Origin of the sequence: Nonomuraea sp. NPDC050691 (assembly GCF_040654455.1) — a bacterium.
GTDB lineage: Bacteria > Actinomycetota > Actinomycetes > Streptosporangiales > Streptosporangiaceae > Nonomuraea.
Genome location: NZ_JBFAIA010000186.1, coordinates 1 through 16,529, shown reverse-complemented (window position 1 = coordinate 16,529; position 16,529 = coordinate 1). Strand labels below are relative to the sequence as shown.

At 73.0% G+C, this 16,529-nt stretch carries 12 protein-coding genes; 3 read left to right on the top strand and 9 right to left on the bottom strand.

What is annotated here, in order from left to right; translation table 11 throughout:
- Window positions 1-90 precede the first annotated feature (90 nt).
- Window positions 91-1,620 (top strand): DUF4012 domain-containing protein, encoded by a 1,530-nt coding sequence (locus tag AB0H81_RS37900; RefSeq protein WP_358385003.1) that lies wholly within the window; start codon window positions 91-93, stop codon window positions 1,618-1,620.
- Window positions 1,621-1,633: 13 nt separating this feature from the next.
- Window positions 1,634-2,200, top strand: a complete 567-nt coding sequence (locus AB0H81_RS37895) for a hypothetical protein (RefSeq protein WP_358385000.1) — start codon at window positions 1,634-1,636, stop codon at window positions 2,198-2,200.
- Here the strand turns inward: AB0H81_RS37895 and AB0H81_RS37890 are convergent.
- Genes AB0H81_RS37890 through AB0H81_RS37870 form a run of 5 tightly spaced genes read right to left on the bottom strand, consistent with a single transcriptional unit; the run spans window position 2,178 to window position 7,740 of the window.
- A complete protein-coding gene (locus AB0H81_RS37890) occupies window positions 2,178-3,557 on the bottom strand; it encodes a polysaccharide biosynthesis tyrosine autokinase (RefSeq protein WP_358384997.1) in 1,380 nt (459 codons plus the stop codon). The genes AB0H81_RS37895 and AB0H81_RS37890 overlap by 23 nt on opposite strands.
- 4 nt (window positions 3,558-3,561) lie before the next feature.
- Entirely contained in the window at window positions 3,562-4,602 is a 1,041-nt protein-coding gene (locus AB0H81_RS37885; RefSeq protein WP_358384994.1) for an MraY family glycosyltransferase, read from the bottom strand.
- Window positions 4,599-5,588, bottom strand: coding sequence for a GDP-mannose 4,6-dehydratase (locus tag AB0H81_RS37880; RefSeq protein ID WP_358384991.1), 990 nt, complete (start codon window positions 5,586-5,588; stop codon window positions 4,599-4,601). The genes AB0H81_RS37885 and AB0H81_RS37880 overlap by 4 nt, the downstream gene beginning before the upstream one ends.
- Before the next feature lie 44 nt (window positions 5,589-5,632).
- A complete protein-coding gene (locus AB0H81_RS37875) occupies window positions 5,633-6,586 on the bottom strand; it encodes an NAD-dependent epimerase/dehydratase family protein (protein ID WP_358384988.1) in 954 nt (317 codons plus the stop codon).
- On the bottom strand, window positions 6,583-7,740 hold the full coding sequence (locus tag AB0H81_RS37870) for a glycosyltransferase (RefSeq protein WP_358384986.1): 1,158 nt from the start codon (window positions 7,738-7,740) through the stop codon (window positions 6,583-6,585). The genes AB0H81_RS37875 and AB0H81_RS37870 overlap by 4 nt, the downstream gene beginning before the upstream one ends.
- A 395-nt stretch (window positions 7,741-8,135) precedes the next feature.
- On the opposite strand from AB0H81_RS37870, the gene AB0H81_RS37865 reads away from it, so the two are divergent.
- Window positions 8,136-9,401 carry a hypothetical protein gene (locus AB0H81_RS37865; protein ID WP_358384983.1) on the top strand — a complete coding sequence of 422 codons (1,266 nt, stop codon included), beginning with the start codon at window positions 8,136-8,138 and terminating at the stop codon, window positions 9,399-9,401.
- A gap of 66 nt (window positions 9,402-9,467) precedes the next feature.
- Here AB0H81_RS37865 and AB0H81_RS37860 read toward each other — a convergent pair whose 3' ends face one another.
- The 4 genes from AB0H81_RS37860 to AB0H81_RS37845 form a co-directional block, all read right to left on the bottom strand.
- Entirely contained in the window at window positions 9,468-11,672 is a 2,205-nt protein-coding gene (locus AB0H81_RS37860; RefSeq protein WP_358384980.1) for a hypothetical protein, read from the bottom strand.
- A gap of 222 nt (window positions 11,673-11,894) precedes the next feature.
- Window positions 11,895-13,031 carry a glycosyltransferase gene (locus AB0H81_RS37855; protein WP_358384977.1) on the bottom strand — a complete coding sequence of 379 codons (1,137 nt, stop codon included), beginning with the start codon at window positions 13,029-13,031 and terminating at the stop codon, window positions 11,895-11,897.
- A 55-nt stretch (window positions 13,032-13,086) separates the two neighbouring features.
- Window positions 13,087-14,418, bottom strand: coding sequence for a polysaccharide biosynthesis C-terminal domain-containing protein (locus tag AB0H81_RS37850; RefSeq protein ID WP_358385006.1), 1,332 nt, complete (start codon window positions 14,416-14,418; stop codon window positions 13,087-13,089).
- Window positions 14,419-14,571: 153 nt separating this feature from the next.
- Window positions 14,572-16,529 (bottom strand): hypothetical protein (locus tag AB0H81_RS37845; RefSeq protein ID WP_358384974.1); only part of this gene is annotated, 1,958 nt, incomplete at its 5' end.

Sequence of the window (16,529 nt, the reverse complement as noted above, 5' to 3'; positions counted from 1 at the left end):
ACGCCGACCAGATCGTCGGTGGTGAGCCGGTCGCCCTCGTCTCGGGCCTGCACCAGGCCGGAGGTGAGGTCGTCGCCAGGTTCGCGCTGCTTGTGCTCCACCCCCCACGCCCCCTTCCTCGGGGACGGCGCGACGACCGTCCGCGGCCTGGCCGGCACCGCCGCCGAGCTCACCGATGTCCTCGCCGCCGTCCATCAGGCCGGCGAGGGGCTGGTGCGGCCCGGCGGCTTCTCCATGCGCACGGTCCCCCGTCTGCTCGGCGACCTCACCGTGGCCGCGCCGACGCTGGAGTCCGCCGCCGCCCGGATCGACCGCGCCCGGCGGCTTCTGGCCGCCACCCCGGCGGTCACCGGCCTGGCCGAGCTGGACACGGCCCGCGCGAGCGCCCTGCGCGAGACCGACCGGCTGCTCGGCTACCTGCGCGCCGGGGCCGGCGCCGCCGCGCTGCTCCCCCCGATGCTGGGCCACGACGGCCCGCGCCACTACTTCCTCGCCTTCCAGACCAACGCCGAGGCCCGCGGCACCGGCGGACTCGTGGGCGCCTTCGGCATCCTCGACGCCGGCCGCGACGGGCTCGGCATCACCCGGCTCTCCGTCAACAACGCCCTGCCCCGCACCTCCACGCCGGTCGTCGACCACGGCCCGGCCTACCGTGCCCGCTACGGGCCGGGCGCGGCCGAGCTGCTGTCGGTCTCGAACCTCTCCCCGCACTTCCCGTACGCGGCGGCCACGTGGGCCGGGCTGTGGCAGCGGCACACCGGCCGGCGCCTGGACGGGGCGATCGCCACCGACCCCGTCGGCCTGTCCCACATGCTGGAGCTCATCGGCCCGGTCAGGCTGCCGAGCGGCGAGATGGTGACCGCCCGCAACGTCGTGGACCTCACCGAGCGGGAGGCGTACGCCCGCTTCGACGACCCGCGCCGGCGCAAGCGCTATCTGATCAAGGTCGCCGGAGCCGTCGTGGAGGCCATGTTCCAGGCCCGTCCCGACCCGTTGAAGGCGGTGTCCACCTTCTCGCGCATGGTGGAGGAGCGGCGGATCCAGGTGTGGAGCCGCCACAGGGCCGAGGAGCGCCGCCTGGCCGCCACCCCGCTCGGCGGCGTGCTGCCGACCGCGCCCGGGCCGTTCGCCGGGCTGGTCGTCAACAACTCCGCCGGCAACAAGCTGGACTACTACCTCGGCCGCTCGCTGGAGTACCGGCTCGGGCGCTGCAACGGCGGATGGCGCGCCTCGCGGGTGCGCGTGCGGCTGGACAACGACGTGCCGCGCCGCAGTCTGCCGGCCTACGTGACGACCCGCCTGGACTCGCCGGAGCGGCGCCACGCCGAGGGCTCGACCCTGCTGTGGGTGTCGATGTACGCGAGCGTCGGCGCACGGCTGGCGGAGGCGCGGGTGGACGGCACGCGGATCGAGCCCGTCCGCGAGGTGGAGCGCTCGCATCCCGTCTACTCCACGGTGCTGGAGTTCGCCCCTGGACAGGCGCGCACCCTCGACTTCACGCTGCTGGAGCCCGCGTCGGCGGCGGCGCCGGCGGTGCCGGTGCAGCCGCTCGTCCGGCCGCAGACCACGAAGATCCTCCAGGCCCCCGGCGGCTGCGTCGCCGCCTCGCCGGAGAGCTGATGGCGGGCGCACCATGACGGACACCTTCCGCATCCTGTTCGTGTGCACCGGCAACATCTGCCGCTCGCCGCTGGCCGAGAGGCTGGCCCGCGCCGCGCTCGGCACCGGCTTCGTCGTGGAGAGCGCGGGCACCCGGGCGGCGTCCGGCATGCGGATGCCCGAGCAGGCCCGGCGGGCGCTGCTGCGGCTCGGCGGCGACCCGTCGGGTTTCGTCTCACGGCCACTGACGGCCGGGCTGGTGGCCGGGGCCGACCTGGTGCTGGCCGCGACCGTCGCCCACCGGGCCGAGGTCGTGGCCCTGCACCTGCCGGCGGCCACGCGGGCGTTCACCATCGCCGAGTTCGGCGCGCTTGCGGGCGAGGTGGACGAGGAAGCCGTCTGCTGGGAGCGCGACCCCGTGCGGCGGGCCCGGGCACTCGTGGACCAGGCCGCGGCACTGCGCGGCCTGGTCCCTGTCGATCGTCCCGACATCGCCGACCCGTACGGCCGGTCCCGGTGGGCCTACCGGGCGGCCGGGCGCCGGATCGCCGAGGCGCTGGCGCCCCCGTTGCGGCTGCTCACACACCCGCCGGTGTCTTGACCTCGGCCTGCGCCGCGGACTCGTACCCGTAGCCGTACCCGTAGCCGTCGTAGCGGCTGGCCTTGGCGGGGACGAAGTTGAGCACCGTGCCGACGACGCGGGCGCTGACCGACGACAGCAGCTCGATGCCGCGCACGACGTGCTCGTGCCGGGTCCGGCCGTACCTGGCGACCAGGATGGTCCCGTCGCACAGGGCGGACAGCGTGGCCGCGTCGGTGACGGGCAGCAGCGGCGGCGCGTCGATGATCACGATGTCGTAGGCCGCGGTGAGCTCCGCCAGCAGGTGCCGCATGCCGTCGGAGCCGAGCAGCTCGCTCGGGTTCGGCGGGATCTGGCCGCACGGCAGCACGAACAGGCGCGGCTCGCCCCACGTCTGGACGACGCCGTCCACGCTTACCTTGCCGATGAGCACGTCGGTCAGGCCGACGCCGCCCTCGATGCCGAAGTAGTCAGGCAGCCTGGGACGGCGCAGGTCGCCGTCCACGAGGAGGACCCGCCAGCCGGCCTGGGCGAGGGTGATGGCCAGGTTGGAGGAGGTGGACGACTTGCCCTCGTTGGGCAGGCAGCTCGTCACCACCAGCGACCTGGGCTTCCGGTCGACGCCGATGAACTGCAGGTTGGTGCGGAGCGACCGGAACGCCTCGGCCCGGGACGAGCGTCCCTTGCGGCGCACGACGAGCGGGTGGCGCTTGGCGTCCCTCTCGTAGCCGATGATGCCGAGCGCGGAGCTGCCGGACGCCTGCTGCAGCGCGTTGCTGTTCTTGATGGTGGTGTCCAGGCGGTCACGCAGGATGAGCGCGCTGATGGAGACCACCAGCCCGATCAGCACGGCGACCAGGACGTTGACCACCGGCAGGGGACTGACCGGCACGGTGGGCACCTGCGCCCCGTCGACGACGGTCACCTTGACCGTGGGCCTGCTGGTGGGCGTCGGCCGCTCGATCTGGCTCACCAGCCGCGCGAACTTCGTGCTCAGGGCGTTGGCCAGCGAGGCGGCCCGCTCGGGGTCCTCGTCGGTGACCATCGCGCGCAGCAGCACGGTGCCCGGCACGACGTCGACCGTGATGTTCTGCTGCAGCCGGGCCACGTCGTCGGGCGTGGTCACCTGGCTCACCATGCGGCGGCTCGTGAGCAGGTTGGCGTAGGAGTGCACGCCCTGCGACAGGGTGCTCACCTGGTAGGCCGGTGAGAAACCGCCCTGCTTGTCGTGGCTGGAGAACAGCATGGTGGTCGTCGCCGCGTACTTGGGCGGCATGTTCGCGGTGATGACCAGTGCGGTGCCCACCGAGATGACGAGCGACAGCAGGATCAGCCACCAGCTCTTGCGGGCCAGCCGGATGAAGGAGAGCAGGTCCAAGGGATCATCGCCGCCTTTCGCGGATTCGTGGAGGGTTTTCGAGGGCCCGGCGTGGCTGGTAGACGTTCACGCCCTGGAGCATGGTGATGGCGGCCACCGCCGTGCCCGCCCCCACGATCGCCGCGGTCAGCGGCGGCACCAGGCCGAGGACCATGAACGTGCAGAGCGCGCCGGCGAGCATGGCGATCAGGCCCAGCACGACCGCGACCAGGCGGGTGTCGAAGCCCAGCCGGCGCAGCCGGTGCGAGACGTGGTCGGTGCCGCCCGCGAGCGGCGAGCGCCCGGCCCGTACGCGCGACAGGAACACCACGCCGGTGTCGACCGTCGCCACGAACGTCGGCAGCAGCAGCCCCGCGACCACGGTGTCCGGGCCGCGCCCGCTGACCAGGACGATGGCCGAGCAGGTCAGGCCGAACCCGATGAACAGCGAGCCGGCGTCGCCCATGAACATCTTGGCCGGCGCCCAGTTGTGGGGCAGGAAGCCCAGCGCGGCTCCCGCCAGGACGGTCAGGAAGAGTCCCAGAGCGGGCTGCGTCAGCAGGAACGCGATCGCCGCGAGGAACGCGGCCGAGCCGGCCGTCACCGCCCCCAGCGCGCCGTCCATGTTGTCGAGCAGGTTGAACGAGTTGGTCACCACGACGATCCACACGATCGTGAGCGGCGCGTCCGGCCAGCCGCCGGTGAGGGTGAGCTCGACGCCGCCGAGCACGACACCGGTGGCCGCCACGGTCTCCACGACGAGCCTCGTGACCGCGGGCAGCGAGGCGATGTCGTCGATGAGGCCGAGGGCGGCCACCGCGGTGGCCGCCAGCAGGATCGCGGTGAGCCGCCGGTCGGCGAGACCCGCGACCGTGACCGTGGTCACGACCGTGACCAGCGCGATCGCGATGCCGCCGAGGTACGGGGTCGGGCGCGCGTGGGCCTTGTGACCGCCGGGACGGTCGGTGAAGCCCCACCGCAGCGCCAGGCGTTTCAGCGGCACGGCGGTCAGCGTCGTCAGCACGAAGGCGGCACCGCAGGCCGCCGGCGTGAGCACGCCGCTCACGGCATCGCCACCGCGAGTTCCTCGCGCGCCTCCCTGACGACCTCCGAGAGGATCTCGTCCAGCGTGCGCCGCGGCTGCCATCCGGTGAGCTCACGGATCTTGGTGGTGTCGGGGACCCGGCGGACCATGTCCTCGAAGCCCTTGCGGTACGCCTCGTGGTAAGGGATCAGGTCGACGCCCGAGGTGGATCCCGTGTGCTCGATGACCAGCTTGGCCAGCTCCAGGATGCTCACCTCCTCCGCCGAGCCGATGTTGAAGGTCTGGCCGACGGCCGCCTCGTCGCCGAGCAGCCGCAGCAGGGCGTCCACCACGTCGGCGACGTGGGCGAAGCACCGGGTCTGCGTCCCGTCGCCGTGGACCGTGAGCGGGGCGCCGCTGAGGGCCTGCCGCACGAGGCGCGGGATGACCATGCCGTACGCCGGGCTCTGCCGCGGTCCCACGGTGTTGAACAGCCTGACCACGATGGAGGGCAGGCCCCGCTCGTGGTGGTAGGCGTTGGCCAGGATCTCGTCCACGGCCTTGGCGGTGCTGTACGCCCAGCGCACGATCCCGGTGTTGCCGAGGATGCGGTCGGCGTCCTCGCGCAGCGGGCCGGTGGAGTTCTTGCCGTAGATCTCGCTCGTGCTGGCGACGAGGATCTTCTTGCGGTAGCGGTGCGCCGCCTCGATGACGTTCTCGGAGCCCCTGATGTTGGTCATCAACGACCGCAGCGGCTGCTCGACGATCAGCTTGACGCCGACGGCGGCGGCCAGGTGGACCACCACGTCGCACTGGTGGACCAGCTCGTCGACGACCAGCTCGTCCAGGATGGACCCGCGCACGAAGCGCAGGGCGGGGTGCGGGCGCAGGTTGTCCCGCCGCCCGGTGGACAGGTCGTCGAGGACGACCACGGAGTCGCCGCGGGCGAGCAGGGCGTCGGTCAGGTGCGAGCCGACGAATCCGCTGCCGCCCGTGATCAAGTACGTGGACGTGGCTGCGTTGCTCATGGTTTCCCCTCTGGACACGATCGTTGGCTGCGGATGGCGGCGCTTCACGCGCGCACGCCGGGGCTCGCGGTCATCGCCTGCCGGAACCAGGCGACCGTCATGCGGAGCCCGTCCTCGAGCGAGACCGGCCGCACCCCGGGAAAGAGCTCGCGCAGCAGGTCGGGGGATGCCTGCGACTCCCGGATGTCACCGGTGCGCGGCGGGAGGTAGGTGGCGTCGACCGGGCGGTCGAGCACCGAGGCGAGCACGTCCTTCAGCGTCAGCAGCGAGACGCGCGTGCCGAAGGCCAGGTTGACCGGCTTGGCGCTGGTGACGCGGCGCACGACCGCCTCGCACAGCACCTGCGTCACCGAGCCCACGTAGGTGAAGTCGCGAGCCTGCCGCCCGTCGCCGTGGACCGGCACCGGGCCGCCCTCCAGGGCCGCCGAGACGAACGCCGGGATGACGGCCGCGTAGGCGTGGCCCGCCGGCTGCAGGGGGCCGTACACGTTGAAGAAGCGGAACGGCAGCACCGGCAGGGCGAAGCTCGACGCGTACGCCAGGGCGTACGCCTCGGTCGCCAGCTTGCTCACCCCGTACGGGCTGAGCGGCCTGGTCGGCAGGTCCTCGTGCTTGGACGGCGCCGCCGAGTCGCCGTACACCGACGACGACGAGGCGAGGATCACGTGCGGCCTGGCCGGCCGGCACGCCTCCAGGACCCGGAGCGTGCCGGTCGCGTTGACCTCGTGCGAGGCGATCGGGTCGAGCAGGGACCGGGGCACCGACGGCCGCGCGGCGAGGTGGACGACGGTCGTGACGTCCGCGACCAGGCCCGCCAGCACGTCGGCGTCCAGGATGCTGCCCAGCACGAAGTCAACGCCGACACCGTCGAGGTTGGCCAGGTCCCCCGTGCTCAGATCGTCCAGCACCGTGATGCCCTCGATCTCGGGCCGCGCCGCGAGCGCCCGGCACAGGTTCGCGCCGATGAAGCCGGCGCCGCCGGTTACCAGGACTTTCACCTGTTCATCCCTCCTGTAGTGACACGACGATCCCGGCGGTGCTCGGCCAGCGATCGGTATAGGGCCTCGGTGTCCGCGACGAGGCGGTCCACGTCGAACGAGGCGGTTGACCACCGGCGGGCGGCCTCGCCCATCCGGGACGCGAGCGGGGGGTCGGACAGGAGCCGGGCAGTGTGCTCCGCCAGCTCCGCGGAGTCGGTGGCGGCCAGCAGCCCGGTACGGCCGTCCTGCACGACCTCGGCGACGCTGCCGACCCGGGTGGAGACGACCGGGGTGCCGGCCATCTGCGCCTCGATGAGCGTGAGCGGCGTGCCCTCGTTGTCCGAGGTCAGCAGGACCACGTCGGCGGCGGCGTAGACCGTCTCCACGTCCTTGCGCCAGCCCACCAGGTGGAAGGCGTCACGGACGGGGGCGATGTCCTGTTCCAGCCGCTCCTGAAGCTCGCCGCCGCCGCAGACGACGAAGTGGCACCCGGGCACCCGGCGCAGCACCTCGCGCGCGGTCTCGGCGAACCGGTCGGGCCGTTTGACGCCGGTGAGCCGCCCCACGTAGGCGACCACGGGCGCGTCGGGCGGCAGGCCCAGCTCGCCGCGGGCCTCCAGGCGGTCGGGGACGGGCCCCAGGCGGACGCCGGGCGGGATGACGGTGTACTGCTCCGGGCGGCCGATGCCGGCCCGCAGCAGGTCGTCGCGCACCCGCGCCCCCACGGTCACCAGGCGGTCCGACATGGACGCCAGGAGCCGTTCGGAGCGCACGTACAGCGCGCGTTTGGGGCCGGAGAAGTAGCCGTCGAGCAGGTGCCCGTGGAAGACGTGGGCCCGGGCCGCGCCGACGCCGGCCAGCGCGGCCGCCACCCGCCCGAGCGCGCCCGCCTTGGCGGTGCGGGTGTGGACGATGTGCGGCCGGAAGGCCCGCATCGCGGAGACCAGCGCGAACAGGGCGCGGCAGTCGTCCGTGGGCCGGACGGAACGGCCCAGCCCCGGGATGCGGTGCACCCGCACGCCCGACCGCCGCAGACCGAGGTGGTCACCCTCCTCGTCGCCGACGTGCCCCGTGTAGAGCCGGTGCTCGAAAACGTCCGGGTTGAGCCGCTCGGAAAGTCCCAGCACCTGGGTCGCCGGGCCGCCCACGTTCATCCGGGCGATGATTTCCATGACGCGAATCCGACTGTCCGGCTTCATGCGGCTCCTAGAGGACGAACCTGGCTCACGTGGGCGAAGCTAGCTGCGGTATCGGCGATTTCGGCTTACGGCGTCGCGGTCAGTGGTGAAATGTTTTCTCGCTCCCTACCTGGGCGTTATCTCGAGGAGTCGTCACTTACTCTCCTTGGGATTTGTGGGGCTTCCCGGGACAAGCAGCGCAGCAGGAAAGCCGCCTTACCGGAAAGAGTCGGCCAAGGGGGGTAATCAGCACGCCATGGAGACAGTCCGGGAAGTGATGTGCGCGCCCCCCGCCGCTAGCGTCGTCGTCGCCGACCTGCCTGCCGGCGGTCCGGTTCGGCTTCTGGGCATCGGAGCAAGGTGCTCAGGTGGACGGAAAGTCGCCTTCCATGGAACTCGTCATCGTCGCGGCCGCCGCCGTGACACTCATCCTGCTGGTCAACGCGCATCTGGACGCGCCGGCGGCCCGGCGCGCGATGCCCGTCCTGCTGGCGGCGTTCGGGGCGCGCCTCGCCGTCCACGTGCTGGTGGTGCGCTCCGGCGTCATCGACTACGGCGGCGACAACCTGGGTTACGAAGTCCGCGGGATGATGATCCTCAACTCCTGGAAGCTGGACGGCTTCCAGTTCGTCACGGCCGCGGACATGGAGATCCTCGGGACCGCCGCGGTGCCGTGCAACGTGTTCGCGCTGGTCATGTACCTGTGCGGCGGCCCGGCGCCGCTGGCGTGCACGGCCGTGGTGGCGCTGCTGGCGTGCGTGCTGTGCGTGGTGATGTACCGGATCGCCCGGCTGATCGGGGCCGACGACCGGGCGGCGTTCCGGCTGCTCCTGGTGACCGCGTTCACGCCGGCGTTCCTGCTGCACACGTCCGACACCTACAAGGACGGGTTCAACGCGTTCCTCGTGGTGGCCTGCGTCGGCATCGGCGCGTCCGTCGCGCAGCGGTTCAGGACGAGCGTGCTGCTGCTGGCCCTGCCGCTGCTGTGGTGCCTGTGGCACGTCCGCCCGTACATGGTGTTCCTGGCGGTGATCCCGATCGTCTGCGGCGTGGTGGCCTCGAAGTCGACGTTCTCCGTGCGCAAGCTCTTCGCCTTCGGCGCGCTGCTGGTGGCCGCCATGCTGTTCGCGGGCGGGGTGTACGAGAACACGCCGCTGGAGCTGGCCGAGCGGCAGATGGACCAGGGACAGTCGGAGGCCGTCATGCGCTCCAACGCCGAGAACGCCTCGGGGGTGCACTTCGACGACGGCGGCAACCGGTGGAGCGGCCTGGGGATGAAGGTGGTCTACACGCTCCTGTCCCCCTTCCCGTGGCAGAGCGGCAGCCTCACGCTGCACCTGGGGAAGATCGACGTGGTCATCTGGTACGTCCTGCTGTACGGCGCGGTGAGGGGGGCGCGTGAGCTGTGGCGCCGGGACCGCACGACACTGCTCATCCTCATGTTGTTCATCGTGCCCGGGACGATCGCCTACGCGACCACGATGGCCAACATCGGGCTGATCTTCCGGCAGCGGCTGCCCATCGTCCTGGTGGCGAGCCTGCTGGCGGCGGTGGCTTGGACCCGGTCCACCCGGGACCAGGCTCCCGCTCCCCCGCCGGCGGCGGACGAGCCCGGCACGACCGATCCGGTTCCGTCCACGCCCGCGCGCCGATGAGCCGCCGCCGGGGATGAGAAACGGCCGGCGGCGGCTCGCGGGAGCCGCCGCCGGCCGTGCGAGGTGTCAGGCTTTGGAGGGCTCCGTCTGGTAGACGGCGAACGCTCCGCTGCGGTAGCGGAACCGCGCGAACTCGCCGATGGCGCGGCTCACCCCGGGGCGCTGCTCGTCCACGAAGAGCCAGCGCACGCCGTAGCGGTCGCGCAGTCCCTGGACGGTGGCCGTGGACGGCGCCTGGAAGGCCGCGTCGTTGGCCGCGAGCCGTTCCCGGGCCCAGAAGGGCTGGTGCTGCTCCAGCCGGCCGGGCTGCCAGCTGTCCGCGTTCTTCACCGTGAACGCCCACCCCTCGACCAGCATGTGCCGTTCGGCCAGCGCGGAGACCCAGAACTGGCGCGAGTCGCAGGGGTTCTCCAGCCCCCATCGGCAGTGGACGTTCGTGGCGACCAGGTCGTCGGGCGAGGAGTGGGCGCGCAGCCAGCGCGCGGCGGTCAGGACCCCTGGCGGAGCCGGCGGCGCCGGTTCCGCGGAGGCGACCGCCGCCCGGCCGGCGCCGGACAGGAACGAGATCACCCGCACGTGGTGCGCGGCGGGCAGGCCCATGGCGGCCAGCGCCACGATCATGAGGGCCCAGCCGCGCAGCCGGGACCGCGTGACCACGACGGCGAGGGCACCCAGCGCGACGACGGCCACCAGCGTCAGGTACGGAAGGAGGAGGACGGTGTCGGAGCGGCCCGGCTCCAGGGGCGCGCTGACGCCGAGGAGCAGCGGGATCGCGTAGGCGCCGGCCAGCCCGGCCCCGATCGCGCCCAGCGTCCAGGCGCGCCGGACCCGGGCCCGGCGCATGATGACGAGGACGCCGAAGACCGCGGGGATCACCAGGTAGGGCTGCGACCCCCACAGGAAGTAGATCTGGCTGCGCCCGGGGTGATCGAGGAGGATCATCCCGCCGAGCCCCGCGGCGGCTATGCCGAGCATGAGCGCCACGTCAGGCCGGAGGAACAGTCTCGGCCTGGTCAGCAGCCCCAGCATCGGGCTCCAGGTGACGGCCCAGGCCAGGAGGTACACCGCCGCGACGCCGGCCAGCGACAGCAGCGTGGGAGTGGCGTTCACCGGCATGCCGGTCAGGTCCTGCCAGACGGTGCGCATGAACGAGAAGGGCGCGACCATCAGGCCCTGCCGCCGCCCGCCGAACAGGACGAGCTGCGCGAAGACCAGGCACGCCCCGGTCATCAGGAGTGCCGTGAGCACGGGCCACGGCAGCCGGCGCCGCCGCACCCCTTCGATCATCGCCACGACCGCCAGCCCCACGAGCAGCATCGGCAGGTAGGTGGCCTTGGCGCCCATGACCGCCAGGAGGAGGACGCCCAGGACGAGCCATGCGCCGAGGTCGTACCAGCGATGGCGCAGCAGCTCGGTCAGCAGGAGGACGGCGGGGACGAACAGCAGCGCCCCGAAGGCGAACGTGGGGCTGCCCCATGCCGCGTCGTGGATCCCGCCCCAGGTGAACGTCCCGAGCGAGCCGAGGAACATGCGGGGAGCGCCCACGAGCAGCGTGGCCGTGGCCGCGAGCGCGCCGCCCGTCCACGAGTCCGTCACCCGGCGCCCGAGCATCGCCACCAGGACGACGAACGCGGCCAGCACGGGCAGCATGCCCAGCCGGAGCAGCAGCACCAGCGGCTCCACCCCCGTGATCCAGCTGGCGGCCGCCCAGTGCGCGTAGACGAACCAGTGATAGAACAGCGGCTCGCCGGCGACGATGGGACTCATCGGCGGCACATGGTGCTTCAGCTCGCCGATCAGGCCCAGGTGGAACGGCGTGTCGTCCGAGTAGGCCGCGAGCTCCGGCCAGGTGAGCGGCGCGGCGCCGAAGTGGCTGTAGGCGGCCTTGGCCACCAGATAGCAGACGAGCGTCGCCAGCGCCCACGACCACCAGACGGGCGCGCCCGGCCGGAGGCCGCCCCCCTTCCAGTGCCTGCGCAGGCCGGGCACGGCGAGGAACACGGCGTAGGTGACCGCCGGCCACGCCAGGACGAGCAGCGGGAAGCCCGCCGCGCGGGCCGCGATGTAGGTCGCCAGTTCGACGGCCAGGCCGAGCGTCGTGCCGAGCGCCAGTTCCTCCGCCAGGGTGCGGCTGTCGCCGTAGAGGGCGCGGACGAGGAGCAGGCCCGGGAGCGCGAGACACAGCACGACGTACGCGCCGTACGAACCCATGTCCGTGAGGGAGACGCCGTAGCGGTACAGGACGGCCGCGACGAAGCCGAGGGTGAGCACGGCGGGAGCCCAGTGGACAAGGCGCCGCGTCCTTTCCCGGCGGGCGGATCTTCCTCCCATGCCGGTGCGCCGGCCCGGTTGTGTGTTTGTCTGCTTTTCGAGCGCGTAACCCGGTCGAGATATGGCCATGAGGGGAGTCTGGACGGGCAGGCGATCACAACGGGGCAGGCGCTACGCGCTGGACGGAGTCGTTGCCGTTCCCTGAAAGGGCCCATAAGGACGTCATGAGCGGGCGAGGAGCCGGCGATACAGCGCGATGTGCTCCTCGACCATGGTCGTGGCGTCGAGGTTCTTCAGAGCCCAGGCCCGGCCCTCGGCGGCCAGGCGCGCGGCGTGGCCGGGGTCGTCGAGGAGCCCGGCCACGGCGCGGGCGAGAGCCGCCGGGTCCGACGGCGGCACCAGCACGCCGCGGTCATCCCCCAGCAGCTCCGGCGTCCCCCCGACCGAGGTGGCCACGATGGGCCGCCGCTGGACCATCGCCTCCATGATCGCGTTGCTCAGCCCTTCCGAGTCGGAAGGGAGCACGACGACGTCGGCGCGGGCCAGCAACGGCCGCGGGTCGGTCACCGCCCCCCAGAAGCGGACGTCGACGTCCAGCCCGCCGGCCCGGGTCTTGAGCCGCTCCGTCTCCGGGCCGTCGCCGACGAGCACCCACGTGCACCGCCGGCCCTCCCGGGCGAGCATGCCGGCGGCGTCCAGCAGGCAGTCGTGCCCCTTCTCGGGCCGCAGGCGCGCCAGGCACACCACCACGGGCAGCCGGGTGTCCACGGTCGCGGGCTCGACCACCTCCAACGCCGCGTCGGAGAGGCCGTTGTAGATGACGCTCAGCTTGTGCGGCGGGATGCCCTCGACCGTCCGGGCGTCCTCGGCGACCGCGGCCGCGTTGGCGACGACGTGGTCGGTGATCGCGGTCATCGCGCTGCCCAGCGAGAAGAGCCGTCCCTGCTTGCGCTTGATGTCGCTGAGCCCGCGACGGCCGGCGACCATCACGGGCACGCGCGCCAGCAGGGCCGCGGGCGCGCCGATCAGGTAGCTGTGCAGGAGGAACGCGTGCACCACGTCGGGCCGCAGCCTGCGCAGCAGCAGGACGAGGCGGGCGAAGGCCCGCAGGTTGCGCGGGTCCGCGATGCTGCCCGACGGCCTCCGGGTGAAGCCCAGATGGTGCACGCCGACCCCGGCGGCTCGCAGCACGGGCTCGTGCGGTCCGCCCTTCGACAGCAGCAGCACGTCCACAGCGATCTTCCTGCTGTGCAGCTCGCGCGCGAGGAGGGACACCTGCTTCTCCGCGCCGCCCAGGCCCAGCTGCCCGATGAGCAGCGCGACGCGCCTGAGGTCGGCCGGCTCTCCTGACGTCCCCATGGGGTCCTCCGTGCGTCGGCGAGCAGCCGAACGACCACTCTGAGCAATATCACCATCACTCAGAGTAGGAATCCGGGCGGTGTGACGCGGGATGCCGCGAGGCGTGTCGCGAATTTCCGGAAGCCACCGCCATCAACGGCTTCACGACCGAATGAACCTCGGCCCTGCCGGGTACCAGCGCCCGCACCGGCAGCCCCGTCAACCGGGCGAAGCGTGATATCTCCAGGACGGCCATGGCGATGTACGTCACGGTGGACGCCAGCGCCGCGCCCACCGCGCCCCATCGGGGGATCATCACCAGGTTGAGCAGCACGTTCGCGCAGAGGACGCCGACCGAGACGGCGGTCATCGTCAGCGGGCGTTCCAGCCGCACGAGATGCTGCTCGACGGCCCTGATCAGCATCAGGGCGACCGTTCCCGGCGCGAGCGCGAGCAGCGGGGCCACGCTTCCCGCGAAGGACTCGCCGTAGACCAGGGGGATCATCCACGGCGAGGCCGCCACGAGCACCACCACGAAGGCGGAGGAGACGAGCAGGATGAGCCTCAGCGCGCGGACGGTGACGTGCTTGGCCTCGTCCACGTCCCGGGAGGCCTGCTTGGGAAGGGCGATCTGGGTGATCGTCTCGCAGGGGATCCGGGTGAGGGTCATGACCGTGACGGCGACGGTGTAGATGCCGACCGCCGCCGGAGAGTCCAGAGCGCTGAGCAGCGGGACGTCGATGGTGACGATGAGGTACAGGGCCACCCATCCCACGTGGTACCTGCCGGAGAGGCCGAGCTGGCGCCGGACGAGCGCACGGTCCACGCGCAGCGAGATCGGCCGGATCCCGCCCACCACGAGGACGAAGGGCAGGGCGATCGAGAGCGCCCAGCAGACGATCACGCCGGTGAGCGTCAGGTGCCCCAGGATCGCGAGCGCCAGGATCGGCAGGCACCGCGCCAGCGCCGCGAGGAGCGACTTGCGGTTGACGACGTCCATCCGGGACTGCAGGGTCATGATGCCGTTGAGGTTGACGGAGGCCGCCCCGAGCGGCACCACCGCCAGGGCCAGCACCCACAGGACGAGCCCTCCTGGCGAGCCGCTCAGCGCCACGATCCCGAGGGCGCCCAGCGCGGACAGCGACCCCAGGATCAGCCCCAGGATCAGGCCGTTCGTGGCGAGCGGCTGGTGCCGCGAACGGTCCTCCCAGAGGGTGATCTGCGACTTCTCCAGCGACAGGTGGCCCACGACGATGGCGGCGAACGCCGCGGTGCTGATCACCGCGTAGACGCCCCTGCCCTCGGGTTGCAGGGTGCGCGCGATGATCACCCCTGTCACCGTCTCCAGGCCCAGCCTGACCCCGCGCGTGGCCAGCGTGCGAAGAGCGAGGGCCGCCGAGGACGTCATGACCTTCACGGGCGTCATCATCGCCATCGGACGGCCCGCGGCGGTGGCGGCGCTCCGGCCGCGCGAAACATTGCCCGCCCGTGCCTGCGGCCATACCGCGACCAGGTCCGTCCGGTCAGCCGGGAGGCGGCGTGGCCGCCGGGCCGTCGCCGGTCAGCCGGGAGGCGGCGTGGCCGCCGGGCCGTCGCCGGTCAGCTCGTAGACGGCGTGGTCGCCGGAGCGGAAGCGCGGCGTGGCCGCACCTTCCAGGCGGACGCCCGGCGGCAGCCGGGTCTCGTCCACGAACAGCCACCGCACGCCGTAGCGCTCGCGCAGGATCCGGGCCGCCTCCGCCGACGGCCGCAGGAAGACGGCGTCGTTGGCGCGCAACCGCTCCTGGTCCCAGAACGGGCGGTGCTCGGCCGTCTCCTCGGGCCGCACGCCGGCCAGGGAGGTCGCCGTGTACGCCCACCCCTCGACCAGCGTGCGCCGTTCGCTCAACGCGCCGGCCCAGAAGGTGCGGCTGTCGCACGGGGACTCGAAGCCCCACCGGCAGTGCGCGTTCGTGGCGACGAGGTCGTCCGGGTGCGAGTGGGCGCGCAGCCATCGCCCGGCCGCGACCGCCCCTCGGGGCGCGTCCGGGCCCACCCGGCGGTGCGTCGCGGCCGGCAGCGGCCCCTTCGCTGCGCCCAGCGCGAGCTGCGCCGTCCACGCCGCCGGCGTCCCCGCCGCGGTGACCAGGCAGAGCAGCAGCGCGAAGGTCCGCGACCGGCTCTGGCGCAGCGCGCGCAGCGCCACCGCCGCCGTCACCACCAGGCCGAGCAGCGCCGCGTACGGGAGGTAGAGCGCGGCGCCGTTCACGCCGGGGCGGAGCGGCACCCTGACGTCGAGCAGCAGGCGGATCGCCAGGACGGCGGCCACCCCGACGCAGGCGGCCCCCACCGCCATGGCCGGCCGCACCCCCGCCCTCCGGACCGCGACGGCCAGGCCGTGGCAGGCGACCATCGCCAGGTAGGGGAAGACCGCCTGCAGGAAGTACCCCTGCGACAGGGACGGATGGCCGAGCAGGAGCGCCGCGCCCAGCCCGGCGGCGCTCATGCCGACGGCCAGCACCACGGGAGGACGGGCGAGCAGCCGCGGCCGGCACAGCAGCCCCAGCGCCCCGCACCAGGTGACGGCCGCGCCGAGCAGGCACAGGAGCGTCGCCCCGAGCAGCGCCGGCCCCGGGACGTGCTCCGCGGCGCCCGCGCCGGTCAGGTTGCGCCAGGTCACCCGGACCATCGACAGCGGATCGACGACGAGGCCCTGCCGGGCGCCGCCGAACAGCACCACGTGCGCGAACACCAGGCACGCCGCCGTCAGGCCGAGCACGGCCATCACCTGCCGGGGCGCCCGGAACCTGGTGACCGCCTCCGTCACGGCGACGACGAGCAGGCCGGCCGCGAGGAGGGGGAGGTAGGTGGCCTTGGCCCCGGCCAGCGCCACCAGCATGATCGTCAGCAGGGCCCACCAGCCCCGGCCGCGCCCGCCCGCGCCGGACAGGTCGAGGAGCAGGAGCATCACGGGCGCGAACAGCAGGGCCGCGAAGGTCTGGGTGGGGCTGGCCCACGAGTACGGCGGCGTCCAGGACAGCAGGCCGGCGGCCGACCCCGCGTACAGGCCCGGCGCGGCCACGAACACCGTCGCAGCCACCGCGCCGGCCGCCACCCTCCGCGAGCCCGTCAGGCGGCGCCCCACCATCCCGAGCAGGACGACGAACGCCGCCAGCATGGGCAGCACGGCCAGCCGGAAGAGCACGACCGCGGGCTCGATCCCGGTGACCCGGCTGGCCGCCGCGAGGTGCGCGTACACGAACCAGTGGTAGGCGAGCGGCTCGCCGGCGACCGACGGCATCGTGGGAGGCACGTGGTGCCGCAGCTCGCCGGTCAGCGCCAGGTGGAAGGGCATGTCCACGGACGACGACAGGAGCGCCGGCCAGGTGAGCGGCTGACGGGCGTAGAAACCGGCGGCGACCAGGGCGATCACCGCGATCGTGACGAGCGCGAGGGTCCACGACCACCACAGCGGGACCGGGCGCGCGCCGGGCCCGCGCCGCCAGTGCCCGCGCAGCCGGGGGACGGCGAGGAACAGCG

What these genes read in the sequence shown, in the direction of transcription:
- AB0H81_RS37895 (WP_358385000.1), top strand. Translation starts at nt 1,634, where the DNA reads ATGACGGACACCTTCCGCATCCTGTTCGTGTGCACCGGCAACATCTGC.
- AB0H81_RS37880 (WP_358384991.1), bottom strand. Translation starts at nt 5,588, where the DNA reads ATGAGCAACGCAGCCACGTCCACGTACTTGATCACGGGCGGCAGCGGA.
- AB0H81_RS37870 (WP_358384986.1), bottom strand. Translation starts at nt 7,740, where the DNA reads ATGGAAATCATCGCCCGGATGAACGTGGGCGGCCCGGCGACCCAGGTG.
- AB0H81_RS37865 (WP_358384983.1), top strand. Translation starts at nt 8,136, where the DNA reads ATGGAACTCGTCATCGTCGCGGCCGCCGCCGTGACACTCATCCTGCTG.
- AB0H81_RS37855 (WP_358384977.1), bottom strand. Translation starts at nt 13,031, where the DNA reads ATGGGGACGTCAGGAGAGCCGGCCGACCTCAGGCGCGTCGCGCTGCTC.
- AB0H81_RS37850 (WP_358385006.1), bottom strand. Translation starts at nt 14,418, where the DNA reads ATGACGTCCTCGGCGGCCCTCGCTCTTCGCACGCTGGCCACGCGCGGG.